This is a genomic window from Paraburkholderia sp. GAS41, from assembly GCF_050436545.1.
Classification (GTDB): Bacteria; Pseudomonadota; Gammaproteobacteria; order Burkholderiales; family Burkholderiaceae; genus Paraburkholderia.
The window spans coordinates 15,923-30,477 of sequence record NZ_JBNDMK010000022.1 but is presented as its reverse complement, the minus strand read 5'-3'; the positions used below and the strand labels follow the sequence as shown (position 1 = coordinate 30,477).

Here is a 14,555-nt window from a genome sequence, read left to right as displayed (position 1 = left end):
GCCGATCGGCACTTGCGCGCCCCGTGACCGGACGTGCCGATTATTCCATCCAAAATTATTATCGGTCAATCACTAATAATATTAATTATGGGCGATTTTGCCTCGGTAATTACCCTCACTGAGGCGCGTTCGACGAGCGGACCGTCGAGTTTCACCATGCGATGGCGCACCGGCGCGCCCGCCGCGCGGTTCTGTTCCTCCTGCAGCAGCGTTTCGACCGCCCAGCGGCCGAGTTCATAGTTCGGCAGCACCACGGTGGACAGCGCGGGATGCGTGTGACGGGCGATTTCCTGGTCGTCGTAGCCGAGCACGGAAACGTCTTCGGGAACCCGCAGGCCGAGCTGCTTGATGGCCTCGATCGCGCCGAGCGCGGTCAGGTCGTTGGCGCAAAAAATAGCGGTCGGCGGGTGCGTCTCGCGCATTAGCGAGAGGGTGTGTTCGAAGCCGGCGCCTGAACTCCAGTCGCCGTCGCGCACGAGCTCGGAGGCGAACGGCAGGTCGGCCGTGGCGAGCGCGGTGCGGTAGCCCTTCAGGCGATCTTTCGAGGCGTCCTGCCACGGTTCGCCGTTGATGTAGCCGATCCGCCGGTGGCCGGCGTTGAGCAGATATTCGGTGGCGATATGGCCGCCCGCCACTTCCGCGGGCACCACCGACGACTGGCCGCCTTCGCTGGTGTAGCAGTTGAGCAGCACGGTCGGCACGCGCGACAGCGCACCCGGCAGGCTCACCTTGCGCGTGTAGACGGTGGCGTAGATCACGCCGAACAGGTTCGGGTTCGACAGCGTGGTTTCGAGCACCTGTTGCTCGATATCCGCATTGCCGTGGGTCGAGTAGACCGCGAGCATCTTGCCGCTCGCGTAGGCGGCGTCGCGCGCGCCGTCGATGTTGACGACGGGATGCGGGCTCGTCGAGATTTCGTCGGCGAGATAGACGATCAGATTGCGCTCGTCCTTGGAGGCCAGCACCGGTTCGCGCGGCGAGAGCCGGTAGCCGAGATCGTGTGCCGCCTTGAGCACCTTGTTGCGAGTGGCTTCGGAGAACTTCGCGCCGGTTGCGTTGTTCAGGACAAGCGAGACCGTCGATTGCGACACGCCGGTGAGCTTGGCGATATCGGTCATCGTAGGGCGGCGTTGAGTCGATTTTTTCATTGAGCGGGCCGCACTGGAGCGGCGGCAAAAGCGGGGAATGCCAAGGGCATGATCGTGCTGACGGTACCACTAATAATATGCGGTGGGAACGCGCGAAAACCCGTCATTTGGGAGGTCGGACGGGGCCTTCTATCAACTGGATTTTGATCTAAATATTACTAATAATATTGACCTGAGAGTTGCGACGTGCGATTCTCGGTCGCGCGGGGCCATGTCGGCCGCGTTCTGCCTACGGGCTTTCCTATCCTTACCATGCGCGATGTTTCCTTGAATCCGAGCCGGCCAGCCGTAACAGAGCCATTCCAGCTCGACGATCCCGCCTTGATCGCCCTCGCGAGCGGCACGATGCGTTTGCTGGTGGCACCGCATGTCGGCGGTTCGATTGCGGCGTACTACGAAAACGCGGTCGCGGGCCCGGTGCACTGGTTACGGCCGGCCACCGAGGCGGCCCTGGCTGAACGCGATCCGCTACGCATGGGAAGTTTCCCGCTGCTGCCGTACTGCAACCGCATTCGCGATGCACGCTTCGAATTCGACGGCCAGACCATCGATCTTGCCGGCGACGGCAATCTGTTCACTCACGCGTTGCATGGCCATGCGTGGCGTCGTCCTTGGCGGGTTGGCACGCGGACGGCGAGTTCGGTGGAGTTGCACTTCGAACACGAGCCGGATCCGCAGATGCCCGGCGACTGGCCGTTTCGCTATCGTGCGATGCAACGCATCGAACTGGCGGGCGACACGTTGCGCGTGACCTTGTCGGCACACAATCTGGCGGAGCGGCCGATGCCGTTCGGCATGGGACATCACCCGTATTACCCGCGCACCGCTAACACACGCGTGTACGCGCAGGTGCAGGGCATGTGGCATGCCGACGGTGAAGTGCTGCCGACCCACCTCGGCCCGCATCCCGCCGTCGAGGCGTTGCGCGCGGGCATGTCCGCCGACGCGTTCGATCTCGACAACAACTTCGCGGGCTGGTCGCGCAGCGCGACGATTGCGTGGCCGGACGAAGGTCGTCAGCTGACGCTGACGGCGCAGGCGCCGTTCGATCATATGGTGGTGTTTGCGCCGGCGAACGCTGCGCTGCTGTGCGTCGAACCGGTGACGAACACCACCGATTGCTTCAACGCCAACGACACACCCGATCGCGTGGGCGGCTGTGTGCTGATGCCCGACGAGCAGATCACGGCGACCGTGCACTGGACGCCGCAGCGGGTCTAGTTCGAAACCGCGCAGTCGGCAGTTGAGCCGAAGCGCCGCTGCACGGCAGCCGCGCCCCACGGCACCGTGCTATTCAACCCGCAAGCGCGCCATGTACGGCAAATGATCCGAGAGCCACGCGGTTTCCTGCGTCGGCGGGATCCATTCAATGGGTTTCATGCCGCGCACGAACATCTTGTCGAGCGCGAGCGCCGGCGAAAACGCCGGGAAGGTTCGTCCCGATTCGCCGAGCAAGGTCGCCACTTCATGGAGGCCGTGTTCGCCGAAGAGCGGCACCGAGTCGTTACGCCAGTCATTGAAGTCGCCGGCGAGCACGAGCGGTCCTTCCGGCGCTTCTTTCGCAATCCAGTGCGCGATCCAGTGCATCTGCCGCAGTCTTGCCGAGCGTGTGAGCGCCAGGTGAGCACACAACAACGTCACTGAATGACCGGCGAAGGTGGCCCGCGCCACCAGCAGACCGCGTTTCTCGAAGCGGTGCGCGGAGATGTCCCAACGGCCGCTGAGATCGAGCGGATGCGGCGACAGGATGGCATTGCCGTGTCGCCACGAGGGCTTGAACACATTCGGCCCGAGGGCGATCTGCAACTCCAGCGCGCGCGCAATTTCGGTGGCCTGGCAATGCCAGATATCGTCGAGCGGATCGAGCAGCGGTGCGCCGAAATTGCTGGTCAGCACCGGCGCCGGCATGCGCCGCGCCATCGCCTCCTGCAGGAAGTAGGCATCGGCGTGGGTCGACTGCACCCAGCGCTGCATGGCCTGCCACGCCTGAAAGCCAAGAGGCGTGCGCCCCTTGTGCAGGTTCCAGCTGACCGCAATGAAGTCTTTCGGCTGTACGCTCTCGCGGATCAGTTCTTCGGGGTTTCGCATGCCGCTGGGTCCACGGTGTTCGTTGATATCAGGAGTGATCGGCGAGGCCGGCATGGATCCGGTACACGAGGCTCGGATTCTTGTCGACGATCTGCCATGTGGCCCACTGACCGGCCGGCACTTTCAGCCCCGGATGACTGGCGCTCACCTGGCGCGGCTGCGGCGGCAGTTTGCAACCGGTATCGGTCTGCTGGGCGCTGTCGTCCTCGAAGGTTTCCTGCGCGTCGATAGCGAGTGTGACCTGATTCGCGTCGGCCTGCAGCGGCGAGATGGTGAGTGTGCGCGACAGATCGATGCTGCCGCCGGGCGCATCCTTGCAGCCGACATTGTGTTGCACGACCTGATGATGCGTATCGGTGCGCGCCTGGCCGACTGTCGTCGTTCCTTCGAAAGAGTCGATCTGCTGGCCGTCGCGCATCACTTGCAACTGCCATTGCACGACCTGCTGGGCGGCCGGCTGTTGGGCCTGCGCGAGTAACGACGTGCTCAACAACACGGCGACGAAACTGGATTTCCACATGATTGACGGCTCTCCGGGAGCGCTGCGTCCGGCAGGATGACAGGCGCCCATCTTACGCCTGATGGGCACAACGTCTTTCTGACACGAATGTCGGGACCAGGTTCAGCAACACGCTATTTCGCATGAGGATACGGCCCGGTCACGCCAGTGCGCTTCGATCCGGCCGAGGGTTCCGGTGTTAGCAGCAGACCCGCGTGGCTGCTCGCTTGCGCACGAATATGGCCTCGTTACACTGAACCTGAAACGGCGCCTTACCGGTGCCGCAGCAGCAGGACCAGTACGACGGGGTGAGTCATGACAACAGCAATGGTCAAACAGGAAATCGCGGTGGCGTCGTTCAGCAAGGTGTACGACCTCGATCGGGTCGAAGCCGCGCTGAATGATCTTGGCGAAGGCGCGAACGACGCGCTGCGCACCACCTACGAAAAGATGTTGAAGATCGGCAATCTGCGCTTTTGCGTGAAGCCGAACCGGATGCCCTCGATCGACGATCTGGTCGAGGCGCTGCCCAACTTCAGCGAACCGCTCGACGACGTCCGCAAGCAGGTCGCGCTGTGCCTCGAAACCGAGGACCGGCTCGAACTGATGCCGATCCTGCTGCTCGGCGATCCGGGCATCGGCAAGACGCATTTTGCGAAACAGCTCGGGCGGCTTCTGGGCACCTCGTATCACTACGTTGCGATGAGTTCGCTGACGGCGGGCTGGATTCTCTCGGGCGCGTCGTCGCAATGGAAGAATGCCAAGCCCGGCAAGGTCTTCGATGCGCTGGTGCATGGCAGCTACGCCAACCCCGTGATTGCGGTGGACGAAATCGACAAGGCGACCGGCGACTCGCAATACGATCCGCTCGGCGCGCTGTATGCGCTGCTGGAACATGACACGGCGCAAACCTTCATCGATGAATTTGCCGAGATTCCGATCAACGCAGGACACGTCATCTGGATCGCCACAGCAAACGACGAGCGCTCGATTCCCGAGCCGATCCTCAACCGCATGAACGTGTACGAGATTCCGCCGCCGGATCGCGACGGCGCGCGGCGCATTGCGCAATCCATCTACGATGAAATCCGCTCAGCGCACGGCTGGGGTTTGCGCTTTCCTGGCATGCTGGGTGACGCCGCGCTCGATGCGCTGAAACATGCGTCGCCGCGAGAAATGCGCCGCGCGATTCTGAATGGCTTCGGGGCGGCGCGCATCGAGGGCCGCGACTGGATCGGCGCGGACGATATCCGTCTCGACTACGGTAACCGGCGCAAACCGATCGGCTTTTGAGCGACGCCGGACTTTGTTCTACTCACGAAGAAGCCGCCTTCGGGCGGCTTTTTCATGGGCTTGGTGGGCAGCCTTGGCGCGTGAATAGCCGCATGACGCTCAAGCGAATCCCGAGCCTGGATTGTTCTCCTGAACGTAACTGTTTATTGGCTCAATCAGAATGGTTTTTTGATAGTCGTGGCCTACACTGGGCTATCCCGACATGCAGCGGCGCATGACAGCGCCGCTGCATGTCAGACCTGACCCAGCGGTACTGACGAATCTGGAACCCATCATGAAACTCGCTCCCTTTGCACCGTTTGCTGCCTTGCTGATTTCCGCCGCCGTCGCGGTGCCAGCCTTCGCCAGTGCGAACGACGCGGCCACGGTCAACAATGGCCCGAAAACTCGCGCCGAGGTCAAGGCTGAACTCGCGCAGGCGCGCGCCGACGGTGAACTGAGCCTGAACCCGAACGATCCGGCGTATCCGGCGCAGTTCGCCACCGGCGGCTACACGGTGCCGCGGGTTCAGATCAATACGACCCGAAACGGCGTCGAGCGGGACGCCGCGCTCAATCGCACGACTGAACAAAACTGATCGGCCTGGTTCCGCGCTCGTGAGAAGCGAGCGGCTCGTTCCTCGACGGCGTACACTGAAGCTGGGCGACAGACAGAATCAAGACGCAGTAGCAGAACTGGTTCCCCAATCCGATGCCCGCAGTCGTGGCGACTGCGGGCATTCGTTTCTGTACCGCGTCGTACGATTTTGTCATGTGTGCAGGATGCGTTCGACAGCGAGCAGCGAGCCGGATAAAACGGCCGCATCCTGTCTTCATCTTCATCGGATGGACGAGGCAGCGCGCGGGGCGGTAAGCCGCGTCAAGGGACATGGATCAAATCGAATGTGTGGTGATTGGCGCGGGCGTCGTGGGGCTCGCGGTGGCGCGTGCACTCGCGGCACGCGGTCACGAAGTGATCGTGCTGGAGGCGGCCGAGGCCATCGGCGTAGGCACGAGTTCGCGCAATAGCGAAGTGATTCACGCGGGGCTCTACTATGCGCGTGGGTCGATCAAGGCAGGGCTCTGCGTGCGCGGTCGCGAGATGCTGTACGACTATTGCGGGCGGCATGGTGTGCCGCATTCGCGTTGCGGCAAGCTGCTGGTGGCAACCTCGCGCAATCAGATTCCGCAACTGGAAGGCATCATGGCGCGCGGCAGGGAAAACGGCGTGCTCGATCTGATGCGCATAAGCGGTGCCGAGGCGCAGGCGCTGGAGCCCGCGCTGGAATGCGTGGAGGCGGTGTTTTCGCCGCATACGGGAATCGTCGACAGTCATCAACTGATGCTGTCGATTCAGGGCGATGCCGAGCGCGATGGCGCGGTATGCGCATTCCATGCGCCGGTCGAAGCGATCGAGTCGAGCAACGGGCGCTTCGTCGTGAAAGTGGGCGGGGCGGCGCCCACCACCATCAGCGCGGCCTGTGTCGTCAATAGCGCAGGACTGCAGGCCAATGCGCTCGCCCGCAAGATTCGCGGACTCGACGCACGTCACGTGCCGCCGCTCTTTCTCGCGCGCGGCAATTACTTCAGTATCACGGGACGCGCCCCCTTTAGCCGCCTGATCTATCCGATGCCGAACGAGGCGGGGCTCGGAGTGCATCTGACCATCGATCTCGGCGGCCAGACGCGCTTCGGTCCGGATGTGGAATGGGTCGACGCGATCAACTATGACGTCGATCCGCGCCGTGCGGATTCCTTCTACGCGGCGATTCGCGCCTATTGGCCCGCTTTGCCGGACGGCGCATTGCAGCCGGCCTACGCCGGCATTCGTCCGAAACTCTCCGGTCCTGGCGAAGCCGCCGCCGACTTCGTGATTCAGGGGCCCGCGGCGCATGGCGTCCGTGGTCTGGTCAATCTGTTCGGGATCGAGTCGCCGGGGCTAACCGCGTGTCTGGCAATCGCGCAGCGCGTCTGCGAACTGGCGGGGCGGGCCTAGGCAGGCCACCCGGCCCGCAGCGAAGTACCGATTCGTTATCTCTATCATTTGAACGCTCACGGGGGGCGGCTTCATTGCTATGCTTGGGAACGCTGTCGTCAGAACGGCGTTTGTCCAATACAAAATGGAGTGAGTCCCCATGAAGTCATCCCGTCGTAGTTTTCTGATTACGAGCATTGGTGTCGCATCGACGCTCGCGCTGTCGCGCCAGGCCTTCGCCGACGCCCCCAAAGTCACCGAAACCGATCCAACCGCTCAGGCGCTCGGCTACAAGCAGGACGCGGCCCAGGTCGACAAGGCCAAATACGCCAAGTACGCCGCCGGTCAGGACTGCGGCAACTGCAGCTTTTTCCAGGGCAAGGCGGGTGATCAGTGGGGCGGCTGCCCGATGTTCGGCGGCAAGCAGGTCTCGGCCAAGGGCTGGTGCAGCGCGTACAACAAGAAGGCGTAACTGCTCGCTGGGCTGTCCGGCCATTGCGGCCGGACGTGCATCTTACGCACGCCTGAGGGTTCGCTCCGGCGTGCGTGATTCAATTGCGCGCCGGCATCAACGGCGGTCTTCTGGAGAACCAGGGACGCGCCGCTTCCAGTTGCGCGGCGAGTCGCAATAGCGTCGCTTCGCCACCCTCGCGGGCGGCGAACTGCACGCCGACCGGCAGGCCGCGTGCATTCCAGTAGAGCGGCACCGACATGGCCGGATGCCCGCTCAGATTGAATATCTCCGTGCAGCCGGCCCAGGCGAAGGCCTTGTCGGCTGCTTCCGCCAGCATCTTCCTCATGAGCGGCTCGATGGGCATGGCCGTGACCGCGCGCATCTGCAGACGCTCGCTCTGGGTGGGCTGCATCTCGCCGATCTTGATCGGCGCGGAAGCCAGCGTCGCGCAGAGGATCACGTCGTAGCGCGACAGCAGGTCGGTCAGCTTGACGGTGATCCGGCGTTGCTCTTCAAGTGCGTTGGGCAACGCGCGCTCGCCGAGTTTGCGGCCGATTTGCGCCATCGCCCATGTGGCGATTTCGAATTCGTCGCGCGTGGGTTTCCGACCGGTAATGCGCTCCGCATTCAACACCATGTCGCGAGTCGTCACCGAACACAGCATCAGGAAAGCATGGCGCACGGCTTCGAAATCGATGCCGAGCGTGACCGGTTCGACATGGTGGCCGAGCGATGCGGCGAGTTGCGCCGCGTCGTCGAGCGCCGCGCGCACGTCGCCGGACAACGTGGGCGCGAGCATCGGGTCCGTCACGTAGGCGATGGCCAGTGGCGGGCAAGGCTCGCCGACTGCACCCAGAAACGTGCCGGGTGCGCCGGCAGGCTGGCGTCCGGTTTGTCCCGTCATGAAATCGAGGAGCAGGGCGCTGTCGCGCACGCTGCGCGAAACGGCATGATCGACGCCCAGCTCGCCGGGGGCGTTCGTATAGGTCGTGGGAATGCGCCCGCGCGACGGCTTGAGGCCGAACAGCCCGCAGCACGAGGCTGGGATGCGGATCGAACCGCCGCCGTCGGAAGCATGCGCGAGCGGCACGATGCCGGCGGCGACCGCGGCTCCCGCACCGCCGCTCGAGCCGCCCGGCGTGTGATCGAGACTCCAGGGGTTGCGGCACGGCCCGAACAGTTCGGGCTCGGTGTAGGGCATCTGCCCCAGTTCCGAGGTGCTCGTCTTGGCGAAGATATTGAGGCCGGCGGCGCGCGCCAATGTCACGACAGGCGCGTCTTCAGTGGGCACGTAGTGCCGGTAGTGGCGGCTGCCCATCGACATTCGCAACCCCGCAACCGGCGCGCCCAGATCCTTGATCAGATAGGGCACGCCTGCGAACGGACCGGCGCCGGGCACGTACGCCTGATCTTGCGAGGCGCGTTCGCGGGCCGCCTCGTAATCCTTGAGAACGATCGCATTGATGGCGGGGTTGGCTGCTTCGGCGCGCGCGATGGCAAGGTCAAGCAATTCGCGCGCGCTGGCTTCGCGGGTGCGGACCAGATTGGCGAGGCCGATTGCGTCATGGGCCAGGTAGTCGGATAGCACGCCGGATGCGCCTCGCAATATTAATAGAGATGTTCGCCGAGGAACGTCAGCGTGCGACCGTGCGCGAGCGCGGCAGCGTGCTGGTTGTACGACGCGCGGTCGGTGCAGTTGAAGCCATGATCGGCATTCGCATAGATATGGAATTGCGCATCGCCACGACCCGCGAATCGCTCCTGCACCTGGCCCACCGCTTCCATTGGAATGCCGTGGTCGAGCTCGCCGTAGTGGAACTGCATCGGCACCTTGATCTTCGCCGCTTCGTCGAGCAGGTTCTGGATGCCGCCGCCGTAATAGCTCACGCCAAGGTCGATCGTGTTCTGTGCGGCAGCCAGGTAGGCGAGGCGCCCGCCGAAGCAATAGCCGATGGCTGCAACCTTGCCGGTCACTTCGGGCATGGCGCGCAGGGCAGCGGCTGTCGCGCCGATGTCCGCCACGGCGAGACCCACGTCGGTCTTCTGCAGAATTTCGATGCCTTTGTCACGGTCGGCGCCGGCGTAGGTCAGTTCGACGCGCGGCTGGGTGCGCCAGAAAATATCCGGCGCGAGCGCGACGTAGCCATCCTGCGCGTACTGCTCGGCCACCGCGCGGATATGGCTGTTCACGCCGAAGATTTCCTGAATGATGATGACGGCCGGACCCTTGCCGCCTTTGGGCAACGCCAGGTAGCCCTGGAAACTTTCATTGCCGGCCGGGATATCGATCCATCGCGATGTCACACTCACGTCGTACTCCTTCCATTTACTGTGGGCGCAGGCGGGTATTGCCCGCAGCGGGCGGTCAGTTTGCCACTAAAAAAGAAAGGCCGTATTGCGGGGTCCGCGGCGACGCAGCGGCCGTGGCGCGGGCAGGCTGAAGGCGGGTGCGCCGGTACACTATGAAGAGGCCGCTTCGTCTCATTGAATCCTTATTGAGGCAATTAACGGTTTAGGCCGAAGGTTTAAGCCGGAAAACCGTTTAGACGGATCGACCCAAAAATCCGGCGCTTAGCGGAAACCCGCATGGGCCGGTGCTTTCCGGGGTAGCAAACGATTCACCATTCGACCTCGTAGGATAAACGCTATTGGTGTTCATCCCACTTCCTCAAAAAAGTCCCACAAATTAATTTGATCGCCTACACTTGCGCGCAAGTACGCTTAGCCGCCTGCCACAAACAGACCGGTTTGCGTGCTGGCCAAGTGCATAACGATGCAACCGGCGTGGTCGTCCACGGGATTGAGCGACACGAGAAGGAAGCGGGGCACAGGGCGATTACGTTGTTTTTGGGACCGAAACTGGAGACTTACATGAACATCAAGATTCAAAAGCTGTTGCCGATCAGCGCTGCTGCCATGTTGTTTGCGTCGTTGGCAACGGGCGCGGTGGCGGACGAGGTCGTCAAGATCGGCCACGTCGCACCGCTTACTGGCGGTATTGCTCACCTGGGTAAAGACAACGAAAACGGCGCTCGTCTGGCGGTTGAAGAAATCAACGCCAAGGGTCTGACGATTGGCGGCCAGAAGGTCACGCTGCAACTCGACGCACAAGACGACGCAGCTGACCCGCGTACGGCAACGCAAGTTGCACAGAAGCTGGTTGACGACAAGGTTGTCGCCGTGGTCGGCCACTTGAACTCGGGCACGTCGATCCCGGCTTCAAAGATCTATAGCGATGCAGGCATCGTGCAGATCTCGCCGTCGGCAACGAACCCGGCTTACACGCAACAGGGTTTCAAGACGACGTATCGCGTCGTGGCGACCGATGCGCAACAAGGCCCGGCACTGGCTAACTACGCAGCCAAAGACCTGAAAGTGAAGAGCGTCGCGATCGTCGACGACTCGACCGCTTATGGTCAAGGTCTGGCGAACGAGTTCGAGAAGACCGCCAAGTCGCTCGGCCTGAACGTGATGTCGCATGATGCGACCAACGACAAGGCAGTCGACTTCCGCGCCATTCTGACGAAGATCAAGGGCGAAAACCCTGACGCGATCATGTACGGCGGCATGGACGCAACCGGCGGCCCGTTCGCCAAGCAAGCCAAGCAGCTCGGCCTGCGTGCGAAGGTTCTGGCGGGTGACGGCGTGTGTACCGACAAGCTGTCGGACCTGGCTGGCGACGCAACCGACAACATCGTCTGCTCGGAAGCCGGTATGGCGCTCGAAAAGATGGCTGGCGGCAAGGCGTTCGAAGCCAAGTACGAAAAGCGTTTTGGCCAGCCGATCCAGATCTACGCTCCGTTCACGTATGACGCTGTGTACATCATCGCTGATGCTATGAAGCGTGCTAACTCGACGGATCCGGCAAAGATCCTGGCAGCGATGCCGACGACCGACTACAAGGGCGTGATTGGCGAAACGACGTTCGATTCGCACGGCGACCTGCAGCACGGCGTGATCTCGCTGTACGACTACAAGGCGGGCAAGAAGACGCTGCTGGACGTGGTCAAGATGTAATTTCATGCCGCATGACGGCGGGCGTTTTGCCTGCCGTCCAACGGATGATGCAAGGCACGTGTTTTTAGAAACGCGTGCCTTTTCTTTTGGGCGGTTGCATGAGAGTCTATCGATCGTACAAATAAAATATTGGGAGATGACGTGACCCGATCGATCGACGACTGGCGTCGCTGGATAGCCGAAAATCTGCTGCTGGACGCAGCGCCCCCCGCGTTGCATGCCGTGCTCATGCAACAGGGCTTCAATCCCGAAGAAGCCGCACTCGAAATCAACACCGCGTTGGCCAGCCCGTATCTGCAGGGCGGTACACGTCTGCGCAACCGTTTGCGCAAGCGCGACTGGACGTTATCCGTGTATGGCCAGTTGAGCCGTATGCGAGACAGTGGCGGTGCCGTGCAACGGCGCGAGCGGCTCTCGCGTGATGAATTCTTTGAGCAGTACTACTTTCAGAACCGGCCGGTGATTATCTCGGGCGCATTCGATTCGTGGCCGGCGCGCACGCTATGGAATTTCGATTACTTTCGTGCTCGCTGCGGCGATTGCGAAGTTGAAGTACAGTTGGGTCGCAACGCCGATCCCAACTACGAAATCAACCAGCCGAATCTGAAGCGAATCATGCCGTTTCGCGAGTATGTCGATCTGGTCGAGAAGAGTGGACCGACCAACGACTTTTATATGACGGCGAACAACACCTCGCAAAATCGTCAGTCTCTAGCGGCGTTATGGGCGGATACGCCGACGATTCGCGAGTATCTCGATCCCGCGTCGGCCGATACCGGCTTTTTCTGGTTTGGTCCGGCCGGCACGAAAACACCGTTTCATCATGACCTCACCAATAATTTCATGGCGCAGGTGATCGGACGCAAACGGGTCAAGCTGGTGCCGATGTCGGATACGCCGCATATGTATAACCACTTGCACTGTTATTCGCAGGTGGATGGAAGTGCGATCGATGTCGCGCGTTTTCCGGACGCGCAGCAGGCGAACCTGATCGAATGCACGATCGGACCCGGCGACCTGCTGTTCCTGCCGATCGGCTGGTGGCACTACGTCGAGGGCCTCGAAGCCTCCGTCACGATGACGTATACCAACTTCGTCGTACGCAACGACTTCTGCAATACCTACGATACCTATCACGAACTCTAGGCGCGCAATACGCTGCTCCGGGGCGTGATGTCATTCACGCCCGGACGATAAAAAACAGCGGACCGGTTGCCCGGTCCGCCGCCTCCCTGGTACTGCTTTTTTTGCCTTCGTTATTTCTTGGGTATCAAGCCGCCGAGGAGACCGCCTGAGCTGCTGCCGCCCGAGGTGCTGCTGCCGGATGTCGCGCTGGTGAGGCCGCTCGTGAGCGAGCTGACGAGCCCAGTGACGGGTGCGAGCAGGCTGCCGCTGGCTGTAGCGGAACCGCTGGCCGAGCCCGCTACCGTGACGCTGCCGCTCACTGAACCGAGCGCACCGGTCAGTGACGAGACCACCGAGGTCACCGGTGCCAGCGGATTGCCCGATCCGCCTGCCGCGCCACCCAGTGCGCCAGTGACCGAGGTCAGGGCGCCGGTCACCGGTGCCAGCGGATTGCCTGCGCCGCCGCTCGCGCCGCCGAGTGCGCCCGTCAACGACGAGGTCACCGAGGTCAGCACACCGGTGAGCGGCGCCAGCGGGTTACCCGAACTGCCGCCGGTGAGGCCGCCGCTCAGCGTGCCAGGCAAGGCGGTCAGGATGCTGGTGAGTGGCGCCAGTGGCGTGCCGCTGAGCGGGTTGGTACCGCCGCTGAGGATGCCAGTGATCGGCGCAAGCGGATTGCCACCCGTGCCGCCAGTCAGCAAGCCGCCTGCGGACGTGACGGTGTTACCGAGGTTGGTGACCACGCTGCCGAGGTTCTGGCCAATCGGGTTGCCGGTGGCACTGCTGATCTGGCTGCCCGCGCTATCGAGTCCATGGCCGATGGTCGACAGCAGACCGTTCAGCGGCGCACCGAGACCGGTGGTGTTGCCGATGGTCTGCGTCGTCTGGGCGAGGGTGGTCGTGATCGGGGTGATCGCGGTGCTGACCGACTGCGTGACCTGCTCGATCGGGCCGGTCGAAATGGCCGTGCCGAGATGGGTGCCGAGTCCGCTGACTGCGTTGCCGAGCGTCGAGACGGTGCTGCCGAGCGGTGTCGTCAGCGGGCTGAGGGGCGCGGTTGGGCCGGTGCCGAGACTGGTCACTAACTGACCGGCGCTGTTGACCGCCTGGCCCGCGTCATAAACGAGGTTGCCGCTGCTCGAGAGCGTGATGCCAAGCGGATTGGATGAGGCGCCAAGCTGGCCGAGGCCGTTGGTCGCGCCCATGCCGACGGCGGTGACGCCGTTGCCGAGATTCGACAGGATATTGCCGAGCGCGGTGCTGGTCGCGGAGTTGCCGCCGGGGATCGGCGTAAGGCCGATCTGGCTGCCGATCGAAGAGACCGTATGGCCGGACGAGGTGACGACGTTGCCTGTGTTCTGGACGACGACACCGATGGCGTTGGCGCTGGGTGTGGGTGTCGGCGTCGGTGTCGGTGTTGGCGTCGGTGTTGGCGTCGGCGTCGGAGTCGGAGTCGGTGTGGGCGTCGGAGTCGGTGTCGGAGTCGGTGTGGGCGTCGGTGTGGGCGTCGGCGTCGGCGTCGGTGTTGGCGTTGGCGTCGGCGTCGGAGTCGGAGTCGGCGTCGGCGTCGGAGTCGGAGTCGGAGTCGGAGTCGGAGTCGGCGTGGGTGTCGGCGTCGGCGTCGGAGTCGGCGTGGGTGTCGGAGTCGGAGTCGGCGTCGGCGTCGGCGTCGGAGTCGGAGTCGGCGTATGCGAACCACCACCCGAGCCAGCCCCAGTGCCGGTTCCTGCGCCTGCACCGCTTCCCGAACCGCTACCGACTGTCGGCGGCTTATTGACCGTCGTGCCACAGCCTTGAAGAATCATCAGCGACGATACGCACAAGGCGATGGCCGTCTTTTGGAAATTGCGGTTCATGACTCTGCTCCCGGTTATCAAATCGATGGGGAGCTAACTGCAAGCCTTATGCCATTTGTACTATGTGATCAGTCATGCAGAATAAACCTAGAAGAATCAAGGGTCAGCGGAGTGCGACGACG

At 62.8% G+C, this 14,555-nt stretch carries 12 protein-coding genes and 1 pseudogene; 7 read left to right on the top strand and 6 right to left on the bottom strand.

Features of this window, described 5'->3' with window-relative positions; genetic code table 11:
- Nucleotides 1–65 precede the first annotated feature (65 nt).
- Complete coding sequence (locus tag P3T43_RS25910; protein ID WP_429283956.1) at nt 66–1,118, bottom strand: LacI family DNA-binding transcriptional regulator; 1,053 nt, start codon at nt 1,116–1,118, stop codon at nt 66–68.
- A gap of 282 nt (nt 1,119–1,400) precedes the next feature.
- Here P3T43_RS25910 and P3T43_RS25905 point away from each other — a divergent pair, with 282 nt between their 5' ends.
- Nucleotides 1,401–2,369, top strand: a complete 969-nt coding sequence (locus tag P3T43_RS25905; RefSeq protein WP_429283861.1) for an aldose 1-epimerase — start codon at nt 1,401–1,403, stop codon at nt 2,367–2,369.
- Nucleotides 2,370–2,438: 69 nt separating this feature from the next.
- On the opposite strand, the gene P3T43_RS25900 is transcribed toward P3T43_RS25905, so the two are convergent.
- Nucleotides 2,439–3,236 carry an endonuclease/exonuclease/phosphatase family protein gene (locus P3T43_RS25900; protein ID WP_429283860.1) on the bottom strand — a complete coding sequence of 266 codons (798 nt, stop codon included), beginning with the start codon at nt 3,234–3,236 and terminating at the stop codon, nt 2,439–2,441.
- A gap of 28 nt (nt 3,237–3,264) precedes the next feature.
- The gene (locus P3T43_RS25895; RefSeq protein WP_429283859.1) at nt 3,265–3,756 is read right to left on the bottom strand and encodes a hypothetical protein; all 492 of its coding nucleotides are present in this window, start codon (nt 3,754–3,756) and stop codon (nt 3,265–3,267) included.
- A gap of 294 nt (nt 3,757–4,050) precedes the next feature.
- On the opposite strand from P3T43_RS25895, the gene P3T43_RS25890 reads away from it, so the two are divergent.
- From P3T43_RS25890 to P3T43_RS25875, 4 genes are all read left to right on the top strand, one after another.
- Nucleotides 4,051–5,028, top strand: a complete 978-nt coding sequence (locus tag P3T43_RS25890; RefSeq protein WP_429283858.1) for an AAA family ATPase — start codon at nt 4,051–4,053, stop codon at nt 5,026–5,028.
- A gap of 274 nt (nt 5,029–5,302) precedes the next feature.
- Nucleotides 5,303–5,605: a DUF4148 domain-containing protein gene (locus P3T43_RS25885; protein ID WP_429283857.1), complete on the top strand. Its 303-nt coding sequence runs from the start codon at nt 5,303–5,305 to the stop codon at nt 5,603–5,605.
- Nucleotides 5,606–5,895: 290 nt separating this feature from the next.
- Nucleotides 5,896–7,002: an NAD(P)/FAD-dependent oxidoreductase gene (locus P3T43_RS25880; protein WP_429283856.1), complete on the top strand. Its 1,107-nt coding sequence runs from the start codon at nt 5,896–5,898 to the stop codon at nt 7,000–7,002.
- A gap of 139 nt (nt 7,003–7,141) precedes the next feature.
- The gene (locus tag P3T43_RS25875; protein WP_429283855.1) at nt 7,142–7,453 is read left to right on the top strand and encodes a high-potential iron-sulfur protein; all 312 of its coding nucleotides are present in this window, start codon (nt 7,142–7,144) and stop codon (nt 7,451–7,453) included.
- A gap of 79 nt (nt 7,454–7,532) precedes the next feature.
- On the opposite strand, the gene P3T43_RS25870 is transcribed toward P3T43_RS25875, so the two are convergent.
- Both P3T43_RS25870 and P3T43_RS25865 read right to left on the bottom strand, forming a co-directional pair.
- Nucleotides 7,533–9,023 carry an amidase gene (locus tag P3T43_RS25870; RefSeq protein ID WP_429283854.1) on the bottom strand — a complete coding sequence of 497 codons (1,491 nt, stop codon included), beginning with the start codon at nt 9,021–9,023 and terminating at the stop codon, nt 7,533–7,535.
- 20 nt (nt 9,024–9,043) lie between these two features.
- On the bottom strand, nt 9,044–9,745 hold the full coding sequence (locus tag P3T43_RS25865) for a dienelactone hydrolase family protein (protein ID WP_429283853.1): 702 nt from the start codon (nt 9,743–9,745) through the stop codon (nt 9,044–9,046).
- A 561-nt stretch (nt 9,746–10,306) separates the two neighbouring features.
- Between P3T43_RS25865 and P3T43_RS25860 the strand changes: the two genes are divergently transcribed.
- Together P3T43_RS25860 and P3T43_RS25855 are read left to right on the top strand one after the other, a co-directional pair.
- Entirely contained in the window at nt 10,307–11,452 is a 1,146-nt protein-coding gene (locus tag P3T43_RS25860) for a branched-chain amino acid ABC transporter substrate-binding protein (RefSeq protein ID WP_429283852.1), read from the top strand.
- Between the two features lie 141 nt (nt 11,453–11,593).
- A complete protein-coding gene (locus P3T43_RS25855) occupies nt 11,594–12,598 on the top strand; it encodes a cupin-like domain-containing protein (protein ID WP_429283851.1) in 1,005 nt (334 codons plus the stop codon).
- Between the two features lie 110 nt (nt 12,599–12,708).
- On the opposite strand, the pseudogene P3T43_RS25850 reads toward P3T43_RS25855, so the two are convergent.
- Nucleotides 12,709–14,049, bottom strand: a pseudogene (locus P3T43_RS25850) (collagen-like triple helix repeat-containing protein); the annotation flags it as partial.
- Nucleotides 14,050–14,555: the final 506 nt, after the last annotated feature.